The 18,986-nt window shown below is 73.1% G+C and carries 17 protein-coding genes, 1 other RNA gene and 1 pseudogene; 10 read left to right on the forward strand and 9 right to left on the reverse strand.

What is annotated here, in order from left to right; translation table 11 throughout:
• The first annotated feature begins 100 nt into the window (after positions 1-100).
• Complete coding sequence (locus ACIDOF_RS16980; protein ID WP_409006706.1) at positions 101-1,549, forward strand: MFS transporter; 1,449 nt, start codon at positions 101-103, stop codon at positions 1,547-1,549.
• Between the two features lie 39 nt (positions 1,550-1,588).
• Here the strand turns inward: ACIDOF_RS16980 and ACIDOF_RS16985 are convergent.
• Positions 1,589-2,014 (reverse strand): annotated as a pseudogene (locus ACIDOF_RS16985) (response regulator); the annotation flags it as partial.
• 300 nt (positions 2,015-2,314) lie between these two features.
• Here ACIDOF_RS16985 and ACIDOF_RS16990 point away from each other — a divergent pair.
• The 3 genes from ACIDOF_RS16990 (at position 2,315) to ACIDOF_RS17000 (ending at position 5,296) form a co-directional block, all read left to right on the forward strand.
• Positions 2,315-3,169 carry a MaoC/PaaZ C-terminal domain-containing protein gene (locus tag ACIDOF_RS16990; protein WP_409006707.1) on the forward strand — a complete coding sequence of 285 codons (855 nt, stop codon included), beginning with the start codon at positions 2,315-2,317 and terminating at the stop codon, positions 3,167-3,169.
• Positions 3,170-3,232: 63 nt separating this feature from the next.
• Positions 3,233-4,309 carry a Zn-dependent alcohol dehydrogenase gene (locus tag ACIDOF_RS16995; protein ID WP_409006708.1) on the forward strand — a complete coding sequence of 359 codons (1,077 nt, stop codon included), beginning with the start codon at positions 3,233-3,235 and terminating at the stop codon, positions 4,307-4,309.
• Positions 4,310-4,354: 45 nt separating this feature from the next.
• Positions 4,355-5,296 (forward strand): 3-oxoacyl-ACP reductase, encoded by a 942-nt coding sequence (locus tag ACIDOF_RS17000; RefSeq protein WP_409006709.1) that lies wholly within the window; start codon positions 4,355-4,357, stop codon positions 5,294-5,296.
• Between the two features lie 91 nt (positions 5,297-5,387).
• On the opposite strand, the gene ACIDOF_RS17005 is transcribed toward ACIDOF_RS17000, so the two are convergent.
• Both ACIDOF_RS17005 and ACIDOF_RS17010 read right to left on the reverse strand, forming a co-directional pair.
• The gene (locus ACIDOF_RS17005; protein WP_409006710.1) at positions 5,388-5,564 is read right to left on the reverse strand and encodes a hypothetical protein; all 177 of its coding nucleotides are present in this window, start codon (positions 5,562-5,564) and stop codon (positions 5,388-5,390) included.
• Positions 5,565-5,854: 290 nt separating this feature from the next.
• Complete coding sequence (locus tag ACIDOF_RS17010; RefSeq protein ID WP_409006755.1) at positions 5,855-7,006, reverse strand: hypothetical protein; 1,152 nt, start codon at positions 7,004-7,006, stop codon at positions 5,855-5,857.
• A gap of 599 nt (positions 7,007-7,605) precedes the next feature.
• On the opposite strand from ACIDOF_RS17010, the gene ACIDOF_RS17015 reads away from it, so the two are divergent.
• From ACIDOF_RS17015 to ACIDOF_RS17030, 4 genes are all read left to right on the forward strand, one after another.
• A complete protein-coding gene (locus tag ACIDOF_RS17015) occupies positions 7,606-8,661 on the forward strand; it encodes an ABC transporter substrate-binding protein (protein WP_409006711.1) in 1,056 nt (351 codons plus the stop codon).
• Between the two features lie 115 nt (positions 8,662-8,776).
• Positions 8,777-9,628 (forward strand): Nif3-like dinuclear metal center hexameric protein, encoded by an 852-nt coding sequence (locus ACIDOF_RS17020; protein WP_409006712.1) that lies wholly within the window; start codon positions 8,777-8,779, stop codon positions 9,626-9,628.
• Positions 9,625-10,368: a zinc ribbon domain-containing protein gene (locus ACIDOF_RS17025; protein ID WP_409006756.1), complete on the forward strand. Its 744-nt coding sequence runs from the start codon at positions 9,625-9,627 to the stop codon at positions 10,366-10,368. The genes ACIDOF_RS17020 and ACIDOF_RS17025 overlap by 4 nt, the downstream gene beginning before the upstream one ends.
• 3 nt (positions 10,369-10,371) lie before the next feature.
• Positions 10,372-11,727: a bifunctional RNase H/acid phosphatase gene (locus ACIDOF_RS17030; protein ID WP_409006713.1), complete on the forward strand. Its 1,356-nt coding sequence runs from the start codon at positions 10,372-10,374 to the stop codon at positions 11,725-11,727.
• Between the two features lie 8 nt (positions 11,728-11,735).
• Here ACIDOF_RS17030 and eda read toward each other — a convergent pair whose 3' ends face one another.
• Positions 11,736-12,362: a bifunctional 4-hydroxy-2-oxoglutarate aldolase/2-dehydro-3-deoxy-phosphogluconate aldolase gene (gene eda / locus ACIDOF_RS17035; RefSeq protein ID WP_409006714.1), complete on the reverse strand. Its 627-nt coding sequence runs from the start codon at positions 12,360-12,362 to the stop codon at positions 11,736-11,738.
• Between the two features lie 84 nt (positions 12,363-12,446).
• A complete protein-coding gene (gene yaaA, locus ACIDOF_RS17040) occupies positions 12,447-13,247 on the reverse strand; it encodes a peroxide stress protein YaaA (RefSeq protein ID WP_409006715.1) in 801 nt (266 codons plus the stop codon).
• A 151-nt stretch (positions 13,248-13,398) separates the two neighbouring features.
• Here yaaA and ACIDOF_RS17045 point away from each other — a divergent pair, with 151 nt between their 5' ends.
• Positions 13,399-14,844: an RNB domain-containing ribonuclease gene (locus ACIDOF_RS17045; RefSeq protein ID WP_409006716.1), complete on the forward strand. Its 1,446-nt coding sequence runs from the start codon at positions 13,399-13,401 to the stop codon at positions 14,842-14,844.
• On the opposite strand, the gene ACIDOF_RS17050 is transcribed toward ACIDOF_RS17045, so the two are convergent.
• Both ACIDOF_RS17050 and ACIDOF_RS17055 read right to left on the reverse strand, forming a co-directional pair.
• Positions 14,795-15,466 carry a hypothetical protein gene (locus tag ACIDOF_RS17050; RefSeq protein WP_409006717.1) on the reverse strand — a complete coding sequence of 224 codons (672 nt, stop codon included), beginning with the start codon at positions 15,464-15,466 and terminating at the stop codon, positions 14,795-14,797. The two genes, ACIDOF_RS17045 and ACIDOF_RS17050, sit on opposite strands and share 50 nt — an antisense overlap.
• Positions 15,467-15,563: 97 nt before the next feature.
• Positions 15,564-16,358, reverse strand: a complete 795-nt coding sequence (locus ACIDOF_RS17055; protein ID WP_409006718.1) for a MerR family transcriptional regulator — start codon at positions 16,356-16,358, stop codon at positions 15,564-15,566.
• 156 nt (positions 16,359-16,514) lie between these two features.
• Here ACIDOF_RS17055 and rnpB point away from each other — a divergent pair.
• Positions 16,515-16,920, forward strand: an RNA gene (rnpB, locus tag ACIDOF_RS17060) — RNase P RNA component class A.
• Positions 16,921-17,053: 133 nt separating this feature from the next.
• Here the strand turns inward: rnpB and ACIDOF_RS17065 are convergent.
• Both ACIDOF_RS17065 and ACIDOF_RS17070 read right to left on the reverse strand, forming a co-directional pair.
• Positions 17,054-18,397, reverse strand: a complete 1,344-nt coding sequence (locus ACIDOF_RS17065; protein WP_409006719.1) for a DUF1266 domain-containing protein — start codon at positions 18,395-18,397, stop codon at positions 17,054-17,056.
• Between the two features lie 96 nt (positions 18,398-18,493).
• Positions 18,494-18,892 (reverse strand): hypothetical protein, encoded by a 399-nt coding sequence (locus tag ACIDOF_RS17070; protein WP_409006720.1) that lies wholly within the window; start codon positions 18,890-18,892, stop codon positions 18,494-18,496.
• Positions 18,893-18,986 lie beyond the last annotated feature (94 nt).

The raw sequence follows: 18,986 nt of genomic DNA on the forward strand, positions 1-18,986 counted from the left end.
CGAGCGGCAACCGACGGAGACGGCCTAGGCCCCGCGACCGAGGCCGGGTACGCCCACGCCCCGATGCAAGCGGAGCCCGCCTCCTGAGACCATGGCGGGCATGGTCCAGACCCCCTCCGAGACGTACATAGCTCCCCGCACCCGTAAGCCCGCGCCCCTCTGGGCGGTCATGCTCGCCGCCTGTGCGGGGCAGTTCCTCGTCGTGCTCGACGTCTCCGTGGTCAACACCGCGCTGCCGTCGATGCGCGCCGATCTCGGCATGAGCGCGATCGGCCTGCAGTGGGTGGTCAACGCCTACTCGATCGCCTTCGCCGGGTTCATGCTCCTCGGCGGACGGGCCGGCGACCTCTTCGGCCGGAAGCGGATGTTCCTCGTCGGGCTCGGTCTGTTCACCGCCGCCTCCCTCGCGGGCGGCCTCGCCCAGGCCGACTGGCACCTGCTCGCCGCCCGCTCCGTGCAGGGCCTGGGCGCGGCGATCCTCGCCCCGTCGACGCTCACCATCCTCACGTCGGCGGTGCCGGAGGGGCCCGCGCGCGTGCGGGCGATCGGCACCTGGTCCGCGGTCGGGGCGGGCGGCGGCGCGGCCGGCGGACTCGTCGGCGGCGTCCTCACCGACCTGCTGTCCTGGCGCTGGGTGCTCCTCATCAACGTGCCGATCGGCGCCCTCGTCCTGGTCGCCGGCGCGCTCTGGCTCAGCGAGAGCCGCTCCGGCCAGGCCCGCCGCCTCGACCTGCCCGGCGCGGTCCTCGTCACCGCCGGCCTCGCCACCCTGGCGTACGGGATCGTGCAGACCGAGGCCGAGGGCTGGACGGCGCCGGCGACGCTCGTGCCGCTCGCCGCCGGGCTCTCGCTGCTCCTGGTGTTCCTGCTCGTGGAGGCGCGGACGCGGGTGCCGCTCATGCCGCTGAAGCTGTTCCGGGTGCGCTCGGTGTCGGCGGCGAACGCGTCGATGTTCATCTGCGGCGGCGCCATGTTCGCCATGTGGTTCTTCATGACGCTGTACGCGCAGAACGTCCTCGGCTACACCCCGCTGAAGGCCGGGCTCGCGCTCATCCCGTCCTCGCTGACCATCGTCATCGGCTCCAAGCTCGCCCCGCGCCTGATGCCGCGGCTCGGCGCGAAGAACGTGTCGATGCTCGGCATCGTGCTCGCGGCGATCGGCTTCGGCTGGCAGTCGACGATGACCGCGGACGGCGCGTACATCACGTCGATCATGCTGCCCGGCATCGTGATGATGCTCGGCGCGGGCCTCGCCTCCACCCCGCTCGCCTCCCTCGCCACCTCCGGTGCGGAACCCGGCGACGCGGGCCTCGTCTCCGGCCTCATCAACACCTCCCGCACCATGGGCGGCGCACTCGGCCTCAGTGTCCTGTCCACGGTCGCCGCCTCCGCCACCCACGGCTCGGGCACCCCGGAGGCGCTGACGGAGGGATACGCGACGGCGTTCCGGACGAGCTCGGTCTTCCTGGTCGTCGGCGTCGTCGTGATGTTCCTGTGGATGCCGCGCGGCACGGACCGCCGCGGCAGGACGGCCGACGCCTCAGCCTGACGAGGGCTCCTCGCGGCGGTCGGCGCGGGCCCTGTCCTCGGCGAACGCCGGGTCGACGACCGTCTCCCCGCGCAGCGCCCGCCTGACCGCCTCCGCCAGCTCCTCGACGGGGCCGTCCTTGACGAGCAGCCCCGCCGCGCCCGCCGCGAGGGCGCGGTGCAGCAGCCCGGGCCGGGCGGAGGTGGTGAGCAGGAGCACCACGCAGTCCGGGCACTCCGCGCGCAGCTCCGCCGCCGCCTCCAGGCCGTCGCGCCCCGGCAGCGCGACGTCGAGCAGCGCCACGTCCGGCCGTACGGCCAGTGCTTCGGACGCCACCCGGTCGCCCGCGCCGACCTGCGCGACCACCGCCAGGTCCGGCTCCATGCCGAGCAGCACGGCGAGCGCGCCGTGCGTCGTGCTCGGGTCCTCGGCGAGCAGGACGCGCACGCTCCTGGCGGGGCGGTGGTCCCGGGGCATCTCGTTCATGTCCCAAGATTAGGGATATGCGGTGGTTCGGGCATCCGGACGGAATCTGACATCGCGTCAGCTGAACGTCTTCACAACGGCATTGGGCTGCGTTATACATGGGGCCATCGGCCTAGAACGCGTTCTAGAACGGCGTACGGGGACGCGGCTGGGGCCGGTCGAGAACGGCCTCGGTGCGGCCGACGGTGCGGACGGTCGCACCGAGGTCTTCGCCCGTACGGACACGCCGGCCCGGGTGAGCCGGCCCGCGCACGCACGCCCGCACGCACCCCGACGCGAACCCCAAGGAGCCGTGTCCCCATGCCCATTGATGCCGCCAAGGCCGTAGCCGCCGAGCCCCGCAGCACCGACATCGCCTGGGACCACAAGGACATCCAGCTCTACCACCTGGGCCTCGGCGCCGGACTGCCCGCCACCGACCCGGACGAGCTGCGCTACACCCTGGAGTCGAAGCTGCACGTGCTGCCCAGCTTCGCGACCGTCGCCGGCGGGGGCATGGCCGTGGCCGGCGGACTCTCCGCGCCCGGCGTCGACGTGAACCTCGCGCACGTCCTGCACGGCGGCCAGACCGTCACCCTGCACCGCCCGATCCCCGTCTCCGGCACGGCCGTTCAGACGTCGACGATCCCCGCGGTGTACGACAAGGGCAAGGCCGCCGTGATCGTCATGCGCTCCGACGTCGCCGACGCCGAGGGCCCCCTGTGGACCTGCGACACCCAGATCTTCGTGCGCGGCGAAGGCGGGTTCGGCGGCGAGCGCGGGCCGTCGGCGCGGCTCGACCTGCCGGACCGCGCGCCCGACCGGGTCGAGGAGCGCGCGATCCGCGAGGACCAGGCCCTCCTGTACCGGCTCTCCGGCGACTGGAACCCGCTGCACGCCGACCCGGAGTTCGCGAAGCTCGCCGGGTTCGACAAGCCGATCCTGCACGGGCTCTGCACGTACGGCATGACCCTCAAGGCCGTCGTCGACACCGTGCTCGGCGGGGACGTCGCGCGGGTGCGGTCGTACACGACGCGGTTCGCCGGGGTCGTGTTCCCGGGGGAGACGCTGCGGCTGCGGATCTGGCAGGGCGAGGGCCGGGTGCAGGTCGCCGTGAGCGCGGCGGAGCGGGACGACGCGCCGGTCCTCGCGGACACGGTCGTCGAGCACAGCTGACGGACGGGCCGAGCACAACCGACGTACCGACAGGCCGAGTTGGCGTACGAGAGGAGCCGCGGCATGCGCGCAGCCGTACTGCACGAGATAGGCCAGGAGAAGCTGGAGGTCCTCGACGACGTCGAGGCGGTGGGCTTCGGGGCGGGGAAGGTGCGGATCCGGGTACGGGCCACGGGGCTCTGCCACTCGGACCTGTCCGCGATGAGCGGGGTGCTGCCGCAGCCCGGCCCGTTCGTGCCCGGCCACGAGGGCGCCGGCGAGATCCTCGACGTCGGCGACGGCGTCACCCACGTCAAGCCCGGCGACCGCGTCCTGATGTGCTGGCTGCCGGCCTGCGGTGCGTGCCCCGCCTGCAAGCGCGGCCAGACGCACCTGTGTCTCGCCGGGTTCATGAACGCGGGCGTGCCCAACTTCAAGCGGCCCGCCGGGGACGTCTTCGGGTTCGCGGGCACCGGCACGTTCGCCGAGGAGGTCGTCGTCGACGCCAAGTGCGCGGTGCCCATCCCGGACGACGTGCCCTTCGACATCGCCGCGCTCATCGGCTGCGGCGTCACCACCGGGCTCGGTGCGGCCGTCAACACCGCCGATGTGCGCGCCGGTTCGTCGGTCGCCGTGATCGGCTGCGGCGGCGTCGGGATCTCCGCGATCCAGGGCGCGCGCCTCAAGGGGGCCGCCCAGATCGTCGCCGTCGACCCGGTCGCCGCCCGGCGCGAGGCCGCCCTCCGCTTCGGCGCCACCGAGGCGGTCGCGCCGGACGCGATCGACGACGCCAAGCAGCGGATCACCGGCGGCGAGGGCTTCGACTACGTCTTCGAGGTCGTCGGCAAGTCCGCCACCGCCCGCACCGCGTACGAGACCACCCGGCGCGGCGGCACCCTGTGCGTGGTCGGCGCGGGCGCGCTCGACGACTTCCTGCAGGTCAACATGTTCGAGCTGTTCTTCGACGAGAAGCGGATCCTCCCCTCCATGTACGGCGGCGGCGACGTCCTCACCTCGTACGAGCGGGCCATCGCCCTGTGGCGGGCCGGGCGGATCGACCTGGAGGGGCTGATCACCCACCGGGTGCCGCTCGCCTCGATCAACGACGCCCTCGACCAGATGCGCAGCGGCGAGGCCCTGCGCACCTGCATCGAGATCTGACCCCACCGGCCTGCCGTTCAACTCCCTCACTGCGGAAGGACTTTGATGTCACAGCCACTTGCGGGTCTGTCCGCGATCGTCACCGGCGCGGGCCGCGGACTCGGCCGGGCCGAGTCCCTGGAGCTGGCCCGGCTCGGCGCGAGCGTCGTCGTCAACGACTTCGGGCAGCCCGGAAGGGACGGCTCGGGGGAGGCGTCGGCCGCGCCCGCCGAGGAGGTCGCCGCCGAGATCCGCGCCGCGGGCGGCCAGGCGGTCGCCCACCTCGGCGACGTCGCCGACCACGAACAGGCCCGCGCCCTGGTGCAGTTGGCGGTCGGCACGTACGGGAAGCTCGACGTCCTGGTCAACAACGCGGGCATCCTGCGCGACCGGATGATCTTCTCCATGAGCGAGGACGAGTGGGACTCGGTGATCCGCGTCCACCTCAAGGGCCACTTCAACACCACCCACTTCGCCGCGGCGCACTGGCGGGCCCGCGCGAAGGAGTCCGGCGGCCCGGTCTACGGCCGGATCGTCAACACCTCGTCCGAGGCGTTCCTCGCGGGCTCGGCGGGCCAGCCCAACTACGCGGCCGCGAAGGGCGGGATCGTCGGCCTCACCACGTCGTCGGCGCTCGCCCTCGGCAAGTACGGCGTCACCGCCAACGCGATCTGCCCGCGCGCCCGCACCCGCATGACCGAGGACGTCTTCGCCGGGTTCAACGAGCCCACCGGCGACGAACTCGACCCGCTGGCCCCCGAACATGTGGCCCCGCTCGTCAGCTACCTCGCGGGTCCTGCGGCCGGGAACGTCAACGGGCAGCTGCTCGTCGTGCACGGCGGCATGGTCGCGGTCGTCGAACGGCCCCGCGTGGCCGCCAAGTTCGACACGGCCAAGGAGGCCTTCTCGTACGAGGAGCTGGACGAGCTGCTCTCCCCGTACTACGCGGACCGGCCCGCGAGCGAGACGTTCGCGGCGGCCGAGGTGCTCGGCCTCAAGAAGGGCTGAGCGCGGGCCGTCGTGCATGCCGAAGGGCCGTGTCCGGCTTGCGGACACGGCCCTTCGGGTGCGGCCTGAACTGCTGCGCGGGGCGGGCGGGTTACGCCGCCTCCGAGCGTCGTTCGTCGGACGGCTTGCGGTGTCGGCCGCGCGGCGCCGGAGCATTCTCCGGGACGTCCTGCACGGACACCGGACCGCGGTGCCTGCCGTGCCCGCGCTGCTCGCTCGCGGCGTCCGGAGCCTGCTGCTCCGTGGGCACGTTGCTGTTCTCGGTCATGGGAAAAACGTCACCCCGTAAGAAGATCGTCAAAGGACAGCCGGGTGAGTCTAACTTTCCTGAAAGGGCCGTGAGCGCCCGGTGCGGGGCCGGTTCAGACACGCCTTCGTAACGGTTCGGAAGCCGTCTCCGCCACGCCGTGCACGAGCTTTGCCGTACCCGTCGGTATCCCTCTCGCGCCCCGCTGAACAGGCCTTTCCGTACGACGTCTGCACGGATTCTGCACGGATAACTCGCTTGTTCCCTACGGCCGTTCACGCAGTCTGCCGCCGCTGTCTCACGCCGTCGTCTCACGCCTCGATGCGGTGCACGCGGCGGGCGAACCTGCGCATCAGGAGGGCCTGTTGGAGCGGCGCCTGTTGCAGCGGCACCGGCCGGGGCGCGGCGGGCAGCGGGACGGGGGCGGGCGCGGGCACGGGGGCCGGCGGGGGCGCCATGACCCGCGCCACCCCGCAGGGCACGGCGTGCGTCGCGTACGGAAGCCGGAGTTCGCCCTCGGGCGTCCACAGGCCGGCGCCGGTCAGCCAGCCCTCGGGCGCGGCGATGTGCTGGACGCGCCGCTCGACCGGCCGCCACAGCCCGATCCAGGTGCCGGCCGGGCCGTCGACGCGCAGGGCGACCGCGCAGTGCTCGGGCATCAGGACCTGCCCCGGCTGGATCGCGAACGGCGTGACCGTGCAGTCCGGGAGCCGCAGGCACTCCGGGAAGCGGACGGGCAGCGTCGAGCCGAGCACGCCCCAGCCGAGCCGGTCGTGGCCGGGGGCGTCGGAGCGGACCAGGATCAGCCCGCTGGCCGCGTCGGCGAGCAGCAGCCGGTCGTCGCTCTCCTCGGTGATCTGCAGCAGCGGCGCGACCTCGCCGCCCCGCTCCAGGTCGACGGAGACCGTCTTGGTGCGGCCGTCCAGCTCCTGGTCGAGGGCGAGCATCCGGCCGGTGCGGTCCAGCCACACCCCGCCCGAGCAGCGGCCCGGCACGTCGGCGACGCGTGTCGGCCCGAACGCCCCGCCCGCGACCAGCCACACCGCCGTGGAGCGCGGCCCGACGGCGAGGGCGTACGCGCAGGAGCCGCTCGGCGAGGGCGGCAGCAGCCTCAACTCCGGGCATTCCAGGGCGCCCAGGACGTGCTCGCCGGTGCCGGGCCCGGTCGGGTAGAGCAGCGAGAACGACTGCCGCTCCGCGACGGTGCGGTGCACGAGGACGCGCCCGTCCGCCATGGGCAGCACCTCGGTGCCGTACTCCTCGGGCTGGTCGAGGGGGAGCGGGACGGCGTACGGCTCGGGGCCGTCGAGGGTCCACCGCTCGGGGCGCCAGACGTCGGCGCCGTCCTGCCCGTCGCCGACCCGGTGCGGGGCGAGACGCGCGGCGTACGCACCGTCCGCGGTGATCGTGAACGCGGGCGGGGACGGGGGGTGCGTGGGGCGGGGCGGAGGCTGCTGGTGCAGGACCGTTTCGGCAGCGGGGCGACGCGCGGGCTCCGGTTCGGCCCGGGGAGTGGGGTCGGTCCGGGGCGAGGGCTGGGTTTCGGGCTCGATTTCAGGCTTGGTCTCGGCCCGGGGCTCGGTGCCGGTCTCGGTCAGGGGCTCGGATTCGGTGCGGGGCTCGGTCTCGGTCCGGGGTTCGGTCTCGGTCCCGGGCGCGGATTCGGTGCGGGGTGCGGGTTCGGGTGCCGCCTCGGTCTTGTCCGTCGCCTCGGGTTCGGGGTCGGTTTCAGCCAGGGGTTCGGCCTCGGCCGCGGGCCCGGGCTCGGCCTCGGGTGCGACCCCGGCTTCGGTGCCCGTACCGGATGCGGCTTCGGGCGTGGTCTTCGTGGCGCAGGCCGTCGTGGTCATGAGTGAGCTGTCACCTCCGGCGCAAAAAGCTAGTTTTCGCACGCGCTGCCGTGGCACGAGCAGCCCCTCGCTTCACACATAAGGGTGGCCATGTCCGGATTCGCCTGAGCGGACCGCGGTGGTTGTGCTGAACGGGAAGTGGCCTAAAGTAAGGCCAACCTAAGTGCCCCTCTCCCCGTCCCCACCGGGGCCTTCCTCATGCAGGAGCTTTGATGTCCATACGTCGCCGCGGCACCGCAGCCGTCGCACTCGCCGTCGCCGCCTCGCTCTCCCTGGCCGCCTGTTCCAGCGGCAACGCCGGTTCCGGCGGGGCCGACGGCGGCAGCGGCAAGAAGGACGGCAGCGGCAGCAAGTCCGTGGCCCAGGGCGGCGAGGACTTCGCGAAGGCCGCCGAGGACACCGCGAAGATGGGGACCGACGCGAAGCCGGGCGAGTTCCCGCGCACCATCGAGCACGCCATGGGCAAGACCGAGCTGAAGGCCAAGCCGAAGCGGGTCGTCGTCCTGGACGTCGGCGAGCTGGACAACGTGGTCTCGCTCGGCGTGCAGCCCGTCGGCTACGCGCCCACCGAGGGCGACGACGGCATCCCCGGCTACCTCGCGAAGGACGCGGGCAAGCCCAAGGACGTCGGCACGATCAACGCCCTCAACCTGGAGGCGATCGCGGCCCTGAAGCCCGATCTGATCCTGGGCAGCGAGCTGCGCGCCGCGAAGATGTACCCGCAGCTCTCCAAGATCGCCCCGACCGTGTTCTCCATCCGCCCGGGCTTCACCTGGAAGGAGAACTACCTCCTCAACGCCGCCGCCCTCGACGAGCAGGCCGAGGCGAAGAAGCAGCTTGCCGCGTACGAGGAGAAGGCCGAGAAGCTCGGCGAGGCCATCGACGAGAGCGGTGAGAAGCCGACCGTCACGATGCTGCGCTACATGCCGGGCATGATCCGGCTGTACGCGAAGGCCTCGTTCATCGGCACGATCCTCGAGGACGTCGGCGTCGACCGCCCGAAGAACCAGCAGATCGACGACCTCGCGGCGGAGATCAGCCCGGAGAAGATCGACGAGGCGGACGCCGACTGGATCTTCACCGGCGTCTACGGCGACGCCAAGAAGACCGACCGGTCCAAGGCCGAGGGCAACCCGCTGTGGAAGAAGCTCGACGCGGTGAAGAAGGGCCAGGCGAAGAACGTCCCGGACGAGACCTGGTACCTGGGCCTCGGCGTGACGGCCGCCGACGAGGTCCTGGACGACCTGGACGGCTACCTGGCGAAGTAGTGATCGCGTACCCGGCGATGTGACCGGACGGGGCCCCGGGCGCGTACCCCGGGCCCCGTCCGTTCGCGGGCAACGCCCAGTGATCGGACGACGCGAGGCCAGGTAGCCTGAACCCGTGCCCCGTCTGTCTGAAGTCATCGCCGCCCTGGACGCACTGTGGCCCCCGGAGCGGGCCGAGCAGTGGGACGCCGTCGGCACCGTCTGCGGGGACCCGCAGGCCGAGGTCACGCGCGTGCTGTTCGCCGTCGACCCGGTCCAGGAGATCGTCGACGAGGCGGTCCGCCTGGACGCCGACCTCCTCGTCACCCACCACCCGCTCTACCTGCGCGGTACGACGACGGTCGCCCGCTCGCACTTCAAGGGCCGGGCCGTGCACGACCTGATCAAGAACGACGTGGCCCTGCACGTCGCGCACACCAACGCCGACACCGCCGACCCGGGAGTCTCCGACGCCCTCGCCGGCGCCCTCGACCTGCGCGTCGTGGGCCCGCTCGTGCCCGACCCCACCGACCCCGCGGGCCGCCGCGGTCTCGGCCGGGTCTGCGAGCTCGACCACCCGCTCACCGTGCGGGAGTTCGCGGACCGCGCCGCCAAGCGGCTGCCCGGCACCGCGCAGGGCGTCCGCGCGGCCGGCGACCCGGACGCCGTGATCCGTACGGTCGCGGTGAGCGGCGGCTCGGGCGACAGCCTCTTCGACGCGGTCCGCGCGGCCGGCGTGGACGGCTTCCTCACCGCCGACCTGCGCCACCACCCGGCGTCCGAGGCCACCCAGCAGACGCCGCTCGCGCTGTTCGACGCCGCCCACTGGGCCACCGAGTGGCCGTGGTGCGAGCAGGCCGCCGCCCAGCTCGACGAGATCTCCGACCGCAACGGATGGGGCCTTCGGGTCCACGTCTCGCGTACGGTCACCGACCCCTGGACCGCCCACGCGGCCACCCCACCCACGACAGCAGGAGCCCCCAACTGAACGCCGCGCCCGCCGACCAGATCCGCCTTCTCGACGTCCAGGCGCTCGACGTACGCCTGCAGCAGCTCGCGCACAAGCGCAAGGCGCTGCCCGAGCACGCGGAGATCGAGTCGCTCACCAAGGACCTCACGCAGCTGAAGGACCTGCTCGTCGCCGCGCAGACCGAGGAGAGCGACTGCGCCCGCGAGCAGACCAAGGCCGAGCAGGACGTGGACCAGGTGCGCCAGCGCGCCGTCCGCGACCAGCAGCGCCTGGACTCCGGCGCGGTCACCAGCCCCAAGGACCTGGAGAACCTGCAGCGCGAGATCGCCTCGCTCGCCAAGCGCCAGGGCGACCTGGAGGACGTCGTCCTCGAGGTGATGGAGCGCCGCGAGTCCGCGCAGGAGCGGGTCGGCGAGCTGTCCGAGCGCGTCGACTCCGTGCAGGGGAAGATCGACGCGGCCACCACCCGCCGCGACGCCGCCTTCGAGGAGATCGACGGCGAGGTCGCCACGGTCACCAAGGAGCGCGAGGTCGTCGCCGGCTCGGTCCCCGCCGACCTCCTGAAGCTCTACGACAAGCTGCGCGAGAAGGAGGGCGGCGTCGGCGCGGCCCGCCTCTACCAGCGCCGCTGCGAGGGCTGCCGCCTGGAGCTCAACATCACCGAGCTCAACGAGGTCCGCGCCGCGGCCCCCGACGCGGTCCTGCGCTGCGAGAACTGCCGCCGCATCCTGGTCCGTACGTCGGAGTCCGGGCTGTAGTCCATGCACTTCGTGGTCGAGGCCGACGGCGGGTCCCGGGGCAACCCGGGGCCCGCGGGCTACGGCGCGGTCGTCCTGGACGCCGCCACCGGTGAAGTGCTCGCCGAGCGGGCCGAGTTCATCGGCGTGGCGACGAACAACGTCGCGGAGTACAAGGGCCTGGTGGCCGGGCTGCGGGCCGCCCATGCCCTCGACCCGGACGGCTCGGTCGCGGTCCGGATGGACTCCAAGCTGGTCGTCGAGCAGATGTCGGGCCGCTGGAAGATCAAGCACCCCGACATGCGCCCGCTCGCCGCCGAGGCCCGCGGAATCTTCCCGCCGGACCGGGTCACGTACGAGTGGATCCCGCGCGCGGAGAACAAGCACGCGGACCGGCTCGCCAACGAGGCGATGGACGCCGGGAAGCGCGGCGAGCAGTGGGACGCGGCGAGTTCGACGGCCCAGCTCGACGCGCAGGACGCGCGCGCCGCCCGCAAGGCCGCGACGCCCGCCCCTTCCCTGCCGGAGCCCGAGGGCCCGCCCGGTGACGCGACGGCGGGAGCGGCCAAGGCCCGCGCGGCGCTGGCGAGTTCGCGTACGGACACGGGTGCGGGCGCGGCTGCGACCGACCCCGGCGCGGGTGCGACCACCGATTCCGGCGCGAGTACGACCACCGCTTCCGGTGCGCACGCGACCACCGCTTCCGGCCCGGTCGTCGGCGCACCCCCCGCCGCCCGCTCCGCCGGGCCCGACCTCGGGCCGCCCGCCACGCTCGTCCTGCTGCGGCACGGCGAGACCGCGCTCACGCCCGAGAAGCGGTTCTCCGGAAGCGGCGGCAGCGACCCGGAGCTCTCGGCCGCCGGGCGCGAACAGGCCCGGCGGGTCGCCGCCGCCCTCGCCGCGCGCGGCACCATCCAGGAGATCGTCAGCTCACCGCTGCGCCGCTGCCGCGAGACCGCCGACGTCGTCGCGGCCCGCCTCGGCCTCGGCGTGACCGTCGAACAGGGCCTCAGGGAAACGGACTTCGGGGCCTGGGAGGGCCTGACCTTCGGCGAGGCGCGCGAGCGCTGGCCGGACGAGCTGAACGCCTGGCTGGCCTCGCCGGACGCGGCCCCGCCGGGCGGCGAGTCCTTCGCGCAGGTCACCGCGCGGGTCGAGGAGGCACGGGACCGCCTGGTCGCGCGGTACGCGGGGCGCACGGTGCTGCTCGTCACGCATGTCACGCCGGTGAAGACGCTGGTGCGGCTCGCGCTCGGGGCGCCGCCGGAGGCGCTGTTCCGGATGGAGCTGTCGGCGGCCTCGCTCTCCGCCATCGCGTACTACGCGGACGGCAACGCCTCGCTGCGGCTCCTCAACGAGACGTCCCACCTGCGCAACTGATCGGGCGGTCAGGCGGTGCGTACCGCCGCCGCCTCGCGGGCGAGCTGCTCGACCCGGGCCCAGTCCTTGGCGGCGACCGCGTCCCCGGGGAGCATCCAACTGCCGCCCACGCAGCCGACGTTGGGCAGCGCCAGGTAGGACGGGGCGGAGGCCGGGGTGATGCCGCCGGTCGGGCAGAAGCGGGCCTGGGGGAGCGGGCCCGCGAGGGACTTGAGGTAGGCGGTGCCGCCGGCGGCCTCCGCGGGGAAGAACTTCATCTCGTCGACGCCGCGTTCGAGCAGCGCCACGACCTCGGACGTCGTGGAGACGCCGGGCAGGAACGGCACGCCGGACGCCTTCATCGCGTCGAGCAGCGACTCCGTCCAGCCCGGGCTGACGAGGAACTGCGCGCCCGCGGCCACCGCGTCCCGCACGTTGTCCGGGGAGATCACGGTGCCCGCGCCGACCACCGCGTCCGGCACCTCGGCCGCGATCGCGCGGATGGCGTCGAGGGCGGCCGGGGTGCGCAGCGTCACCTCGATCGCGGGCAGTCCGCCCGCCACCAGGGCCCGGGCGAGCGGCACCGCGTCCGCGGCGTCCTGCACGACGACGACGGGCACGACGGGGGCGAGGTCAAGGACAGAGCGCGAAGTCATGGCCCCATCCTGCCCGGCGTACGCAGCATGCGCAAAGGTCATTGCGCATGCTGCAACGTAGGCGCCGGTGCGGTCGGCAGGGGCTCAGTGGATCTCCGTCACGATCACATCGAGCTGCCACGCCTTCCCCGCCTTCGCGGGCGCCTCCGCCTCCACCGCGTACCCGAGCCCGCGCAGCGTCTCGACCAGCTCCGCCGGGGACTCGGGCGCCGCGCCGGACTGCAGCAGGTCCCGGACGATCCGGCCCTTGGTCGCCTTGTTGAAGTGGCTCACCACGGAACGCTTCTCCACGCCGTCGACCACCTGCGAGTGCAGCACCCGCACCGTCGCCGTACGCCCCGCGACCTCGCCCTTCGGCTTCCACGCGCTCGCGTACGCCGAGGAGCGCAGGTCCAGGACGAGGCCCTGCCCGGCCGCCTCCGGGAGGACGTCCGCCATGACGCCCCGCCAGTACGCGTTCAGGGCGCCGAGCCCCGGCAGCTTCACGCCCATCGAGCAGCGGTACGACGGAATCCGGTCCGTCACGCGGACCGCGCCCCACAGGCCCGAGAACACGAGCAGCGACTTCGCCGCCCGCCGCTTCGCCGCCGCGTCCAAGGTCGTCAGGCCGAGCGCGTCGTACAGCACGCCGGTGTAGATCTCCCCGGCCGGGCGCGCGCCCGCCGTGCGCAGCTCCGCGTTCTTCGCGACCTCGCCGCGCAGCCCCTCGCTCAGGCCGAGCACCTCGCGCGCCTTCTCCTCGTCGCCCGCGCACAGCTCCACCAGCTCGTCGAGCACGGCCGCGCGCGCCTCGTTCAGGCCCGGCAGCGACAGCCCCTCCACCTTCAGCGGCGCGCCCCTCCCGGAGGCGGCCTTTCCCTCGGACGGAGGCAAGAGCACGAGCACGACGGGTTCTCCTTCTGCGGTGGTACGAGGCGGGGGTGCGGCCCCCGAGGCAGCGTAACGGCCCGACGCCGTACGCCAGGACCCCGTCCGGGGAGCGAACCGGAACGCCCAGAACGGGAGGAATCGGGGCCGACGAAATACGCTCACACACATGCCCCGCCGTCATCTGCACGTGCCCCCCACCGCGGAGGCGCCCCCGCTGCGCGCCGCCCTGCGCGAGCTGCGCGCGAGCCTCGACGTGCCGCAGGAGTTCCCGCCCGAGGTGCTCGCCGAGGCCGAGGCCGCCGCCCGCGAGCCCCGGCTGCCCGACGCCGACGCCACGGACATCCCGCTCTTCACCATCGACCCGCCCACGTCGACCGACCTCGACCAGGCCATGCACCTCTCCCGCAGGGACGGCGGCGGCTACCGGGTGCGGTACGCCATCGCCGACGTCGCCGCGTTCGTCACCCCCGGCGGCGCCCTCGACCGGGAGGCCCACGCCCGCGCCGTCACCCTGTACTTCCCCGACGACAAGGTGCCCCTGCACCCGCCGCTGCTCTCCGAGGGCGCCGCCAGCCTCCTGCCCGACCGGGACGTGCCGGCCCTGCTCTGGACGATCGACCTGGACGCGGACGGACACAGCACCGCCGTCGACGTACGCCGCGCCCTCGTCCGCAGCCGCGCCAAACTCGACTACGAGGGCGTCCAGAAGGCCATCGACACCGGCACCGCCGAAGAACCCCTCGCCCTGCTCCGCGACATCGGGCTGCTCCGCGAACGGTGCGAGGTGGAACGCGGCGGGATCTCCCTCGGCGTCCCCGAACAGGAGATCGTCGAACGCGACGGCCACTACGCCCTCGCCTACCGCGCGCCCCGCCCCGCCGACGCCTGGAACGCCCAGATCTCCCTGCTCACCGGCATCGCCGCCGCCGACCTCATGACCGAGCACGGCACCGGCATCCTGCGCACCCTCCCCGCCGCACCCGACGGCGCCGTCCACCGCCTCCGCCGCTGCGCCCGCGCCCTGCACGTGGACTGGCCGCACCACGTCCCGTACGCCGACCTCGTCCGCGCGCTCGACCCGCGCGAGCCGAACCACGCGGCGTTCCTGCAGGAGTGCACGACGCTGCTGCGCGGCGCGGGCTACACGGCGTTCACCGGCGGCGAGCTGCCCGAGCCGCGCATCCACTCGGCGGTCGCCGCCGCGTACACGCACTGCACGGCCCCGCTGCGGCGACTCGTCGACCGGTACGCGGGGGAGATCTGCCTCGCCGCCGTCGCGAACGAGGACCCGCCGCAGTGGGTCCTCGAAGCGCTGCCCGAACTCCCGAAGGAGATGGCGGAGGGCACGCGCCGCGCCAACACCGTGGAGCGCGAGTCCGTCGACATCGTCGAGGCCGCACTGCTCCGCGACCGGGTCGGCGAGCTCTTCGACGCGATCGTCATCGACGTACGCGAGGACGAACCCGCCGTCGGCACCGTGCACCTCGAGGACCCGGCGGTCGTCGCCCGCGTCTCCGGCGGCACGGCCCCGCTCCCGCTCGGCGAGCGCCTCCGCGTCCGCCTCACCCAGGCCGACCCGGGAGCGGCGAAGGTGCAGTTCGCCCCTGCGTGAGGGCCGTTTTGTGCGCGGCTACGAGGGCCTGCGGATCGTCCGCGTGGAACCGCACGGCCCGCACCACCTCCACCCGCCGCCCCAGCGGCCGTACGAACGACACGGGCGCCGCGAGGTCCACGGTCACCGTCGTCTGCGAGCCGACGAGGAGGTCGAGGCTGCCGTCCGGGTGCTCCTGGATCCGCTTGCCCGAGGGATAGCGCCGCTCCACGCGCACCCCGGCCACGGACGCGGCGGGGACGCGCAGGTCGAGGAGATGCCCGTGCCGGATCCGCAGCGAGCCGTCCGCGCCGACGACATGCGGCCGGGTCACACAGGCGGCATGCAGCGCGAGCACCTGCAGCACCGTGTACACGTCGAGGAACAGTACCGCCGCGTGCACCGCCGGCCACGGAATCAGCACGGCCAGCGCGACCGTCTCGACCACGGCCACGAACAGCAGTCCGAACAGCAGAGCGGTCTGCGGCCCGGTGTACGCGAACCCCCGCGCGCCCGCCCGTACGCCGTGCCGCCGCCGCGCGATCCACAGCAACAGGCTGTACATCCCGTGCAGTTCGAGCAGGGTGAGCCGGCGTACGACGTGGAGGACGCGGAGGGCCGGGAGGGCTCGGGCCTGACTCACGTCCGCTCACCCCCGCCCGACCGGGGGCGCGCGGGAAGCGGCGCCCGGCGCCCGGCCCACTGGAGGGCGCGCAGGGCGAGGCGGGACAGCGCGTAGCTCACGACCGCCCACCCCCGTCGAGCCGCCGGGCCCGCTCGGCGAGGCCCGCGATCATCCGGCGCACGACGGCCGCCTGGGCGGGCGGGAAGTCGGCGAGGAAGGCCGCGCCGAACCCGCCGCCGAAGGACTCGGCCGGATCCTCCCGGCCCATGAACCGCAGCAGCTCCTCGGGCATCGCGGCGGCGAGCTCGTCGCCCAGCGGGGTGATCCGCGGGTCGTCGGCCGCCGCGTCGGCCAGCTCGTCGAGCCGCCGGTACAGCGCCTCGATCCGGCCCGTGAACTCCGGGTCCTCGGCCAGCGGCCGCAACGCGGCGACCAGCTCGCCGCTGCCGGTGGGGCCGGCGAGCGAGTCGAAGAGGGCCAGGTGCTCGCGGTCCTTCGCGGCGATCGCCGAGTCCGTCGGCCCGAGCGCGGCGAACAGCCGGCCGAGCTCCGCGGACACCGGCCCCTCCGGCGGCAGCTCCCCGGCCCGCGCCTGGGCCAGCAGCCCGCCGAGCCGCGCCCGCCGCTCCCGGATCGCCGCCTCCTGCCGCGCCAGGTCCCCGTCCAACTCCTCCAGAACCTCTACGAGTTCACGCCCGGCGTCGTCCGCGAGCACGTCCTTGACCTCGGCCAGGCCGAGCCCCAGCTCGGTGAGCCGCCGGATCCGGGCCAGCTCCACGGCGTGCCGCAGCCCGTACTCCCGGTACCCGTTGGCCCGCCGCTCCGGCTCCGCCAACAGCCCCTGCTGGTGATAGTGCCGCACGGCCCGAGTGGTGACTCCGGCGAGCGCGGCGAGCTCTCCGATCCGCATGCCCTCCAGTAGAAACGTTGACGCTGCGACAAGGTCAAGCGTTCTCCCCGTGGCACGGGTGGGCACCGGTGGGCACGGCTGGGCACGGCTGGGCACGGCTGGGCACGGGTGGCTCTGCGGCACGAGTGGCCCGGGTAGCATGGTCGGCACGGCGGACGAGCCGGCCGGGCGGTCGCGGCGGGGGTCTTCGGACTCCCTCCGAGGAACGTCCGGGCTCCACAGGGCAGGGTGGTGGCTAACGGCCACCCGGGGTGACCCGCGGGACAGTGCCACAGAAAGCAAACCGCCCGGTGCTTCGGCGCCGGGTAAGGGTGAAACGGTGGTGTAAGAGACCACCAGCGCCTGAGGTGACTCAGGCGGCTAGGTAAACCCCACCCGGAGCAAGGTCAAGAGGGGCCGCTGTAACAGGTGGCCCTGCGCGGACGATCGAGGGCTGCCCGCCCGAGTCCGCGGGTAGACCGCACGAGGCCGGCGGCAACGCCGGCCCTAGATGGATGGCCGCCTCCCCGGCCGCCGCAAGGCGCCCGGGAGACAGAACCCGGCGTACAGGCCGACTCGTCCGCCTTATTCAGATGTTGTTCTTGGGTGCCTCGGTCCGGGCCGCCGTTCGCGCGCTGCCCGAGGCGGTCTTGTGTCACGCGCCCTGGGACATGCGCTCCGGGGCGAGGTTGCCAGTCGCGTCTGCCGGGCTGTCGCTATTTCCAGGAAATGGTCAGCCAGGGGCTTTCGGCCTCGGTGAGCAGGGTGCGGTGGGCGTCGAGCATGTCGGTGTACCAGTCACCGAACTCTTCCTCGTCGAAATGGAGACAGCGGCCGAGGATGTAGCCGGCAGAGAAGTCCTGCCAGGAGTGGTAGGTGACCTGAGCGGCTCGGCCGGCGCGGATCACAGCGCGCTCGGCCTCGGCCATGTCGCAGAAGCGGGCGCCGAGTCCCCAACGAGCCATCTTGGAGGCGCGACCGTAGTCCCACGCGAGTACGGAACGGACGTGCCTGTGTTCCGGCAGGAGTGCGTCGGCGCGGAACCGGGCTTCGTAGCGGGTGATGCGGCCAATGAGTTGTTTGATTCCGGTCATGGACGTGGCGGAGGGGGTTTCACCGTGCTCGGCGGCGTTGCGGCGCATGACGTCCTCGACGGTCTCGCGCCAGACCCCCGGGTCGACCCTGCCGCCGTACGCGCGGGCGAGGGCGACTCGTACCTCCAGGGCGAACTCCCATACGCGGCTGCTCATTTTGCCGTTCAGAAGGCCCTCGATGGAGCGCTGCCAGCCCTCTCGGTCAGTGATACCCCACCAGTCCTTGAGCCGGTCGCGTTCATTGTGAAAACCGGTGCCATGCCAGGCCATGGCGTTCCAGAACGATCCGTTACTGACGCAGAGCAGGGCGCCGCAGGCCAGGCCGAGGGCGGTGCTGCCCTGGAGAGGGCCACCGGTACGCAAGGTCCGCAAGCGGTTGGCCACCCCCGAGCCGGTCAGCTTGGCTCGCTCGGCGGCACGCTGTCCGTGCTCGTACCACAGGGCGCGGGCGGCTGGTGGGGCGGGAAGGTACATTTCGCATGGAGTGCCCGGATTGACGGCCAGAGCCACGTGGTCGCCGTTCCACTTCTCTGCCAGCCAGCGCAGGCCGACGCTGAAGTACACAGGGTCTGTTGCAGGGGCCGGGAGCATTCCGGGGGTGAAGTAGGCGCGGCAGTAGGAGTTCGTCTGCGGATTCCAGTACGGCGAATTCTGGGCGTAGATGTCCGGCTTGGTTTCGGCGACCTGCCTGGGAGTCGGATGGAACAGCCGGGTCTCGGCCAGCACGTCGAGGTATGCCCGCCAGTCCCCGCGCATCTTCGCCTCGTACAGATGTTGCTCGATCTCGCTGGGCGCCTGCCAGGGGTGGGCACCAGGGATGCTTGACGCGGGATGGATGGCCGAGAGTGGGTCCAGGTGCGCGGGCGGGCCGAAGACGCCCAGCGGTGTCTCGGTGTTCGGCGGGGTCGTCGGAGGTTGCCCTGCCCGCTGTGTGGCTTGGGCGTTGGCCAACTCGTCCCAGGGCATGCGTCCTCCACTGTGAGCCCTTGCGTCTGGTGCAGTCAGTCGCTTCGCGGGGCGATCTCGGTACTGAAACGCTACTCCGCGGCAAAACGTGCCTTGTCAGCGTCCAGCCGAGGGCGCCCGTGCCGCGAGAACCGGAATGGCCGCGATCTTCTCCGCGTCCAGGTGTGCCCACATGAGCCCCGCCGGCCGATGCGGCGAACTGCAGGAGGACACCTCGTCCGGCTTCAGCGGCTCCGACAGCACGAGCAGGGCGTCCGCGCGGTTCCAGCCCTGGGACGTGAACCAGTCGTTCATGTCGACCCGCGCGGCCGGGCCGTCGGCCCTGCGGCACAGCTCCCGGAACGCCTGCCGCTGGCACGCCTCCACCTGCTGCGGCTGCAGCGTCCGCGCCGGCAGCCGACGCCGGTGGTACGCCCCACGCCCCCACACGAACAGCCCCCGCACCGCGAGCAGCAGCAGGAGCACCAGAACCAGATGACCCCCGGAAAACGACACCGCGTCCCCCTCCGCGCCGCCCAATTCCCCCAAATTTTACGCCTGTTGGCCCCCGAGCCACCAGGCACCGCACCACCCGGGGGAGCGGCGGGGG

Source organism: Streptomyces sp. Da 82-17 (assembly GCF_046098215.1).
Lineage (GTDB): Bacteria > Actinomycetota > Actinomycetes > Streptomycetales > Streptomycetaceae > Streptomyces.

Bases quoted from the DNA above. Each gene is read 5' to 3' on its own strand.
- ACIDOF_RS16995 (WP_409006708.1), top strand. From the start codon at position 3,233: ATGCGCGCAGCCGTACTGCACGAGATAGGCCAGGAGAAGCTGGAGGTC.
- ACIDOF_RS17000 (WP_409006709.1), top strand. From the start codon at position 4,355: ATGTCACAGCCACTTGCGGGTCTGTCCGCGATCGTCACCGGCGCGGGC.
- ACIDOF_RS17005 (WP_409006710.1), bottom strand. From the start codon at position 5,564: ATGACCGAGAACAGCAACGTGCCCACGGAGCAGCAGGCTCCGGACGCC.
- ACIDOF_RS17045 (WP_409006716.1), top strand. From the start codon at position 13,399: ATGCCCCGCCGTCATCTGCACGTGCCCCCCACCGCGGAGGCGCCCCCG.
- ACIDOF_RS16980 (WP_409006706.1), top strand. From the start codon at position 101: ATGGTCCAGACCCCCTCCGAGACGTACATAGCTCCCCGCACCCGTAAG.
- ACIDOF_RS17030 (WP_409006713.1), top strand. From the start codon at position 10,372: ATGCACTTCGTGGTCGAGGCCGACGGCGGGTCCCGGGGCAACCCGGGG.
- ACIDOF_RS17065 (WP_409006719.1), bottom strand. From the start codon at position 18,397: ATGCCCTGGGACGAGTTGGCCAACGCCCAAGCCACACAGCGGGCAGGG.
- ACIDOF_RS17015 (WP_409006711.1), top strand. From the start codon at position 7,606: ATGTCCATACGTCGCCGCGGCACCGCAGCCGTCGCACTCGCCGTCGCC.
- ACIDOF_RS17055 (WP_409006718.1), bottom strand. From the start codon at position 16,358: ATGCGGATCGGAGAGCTCGCCGCGCTCGCCGGAGTCACCACTCGGGCC.
- ACIDOF_RS16990 (WP_409006707.1), top strand. From the start codon at position 2,315: ATGCCCATTGATGCCGCCAAGGCCGTAGCCGCCGAGCCCCGCAGCACC.
- eda (WP_409006714.1), bottom strand. From the start codon at position 12,362: ATGACTTCGCGCTCTGTCCTTGACCTCGCCCCCGTCGTGCCCGTCGTC.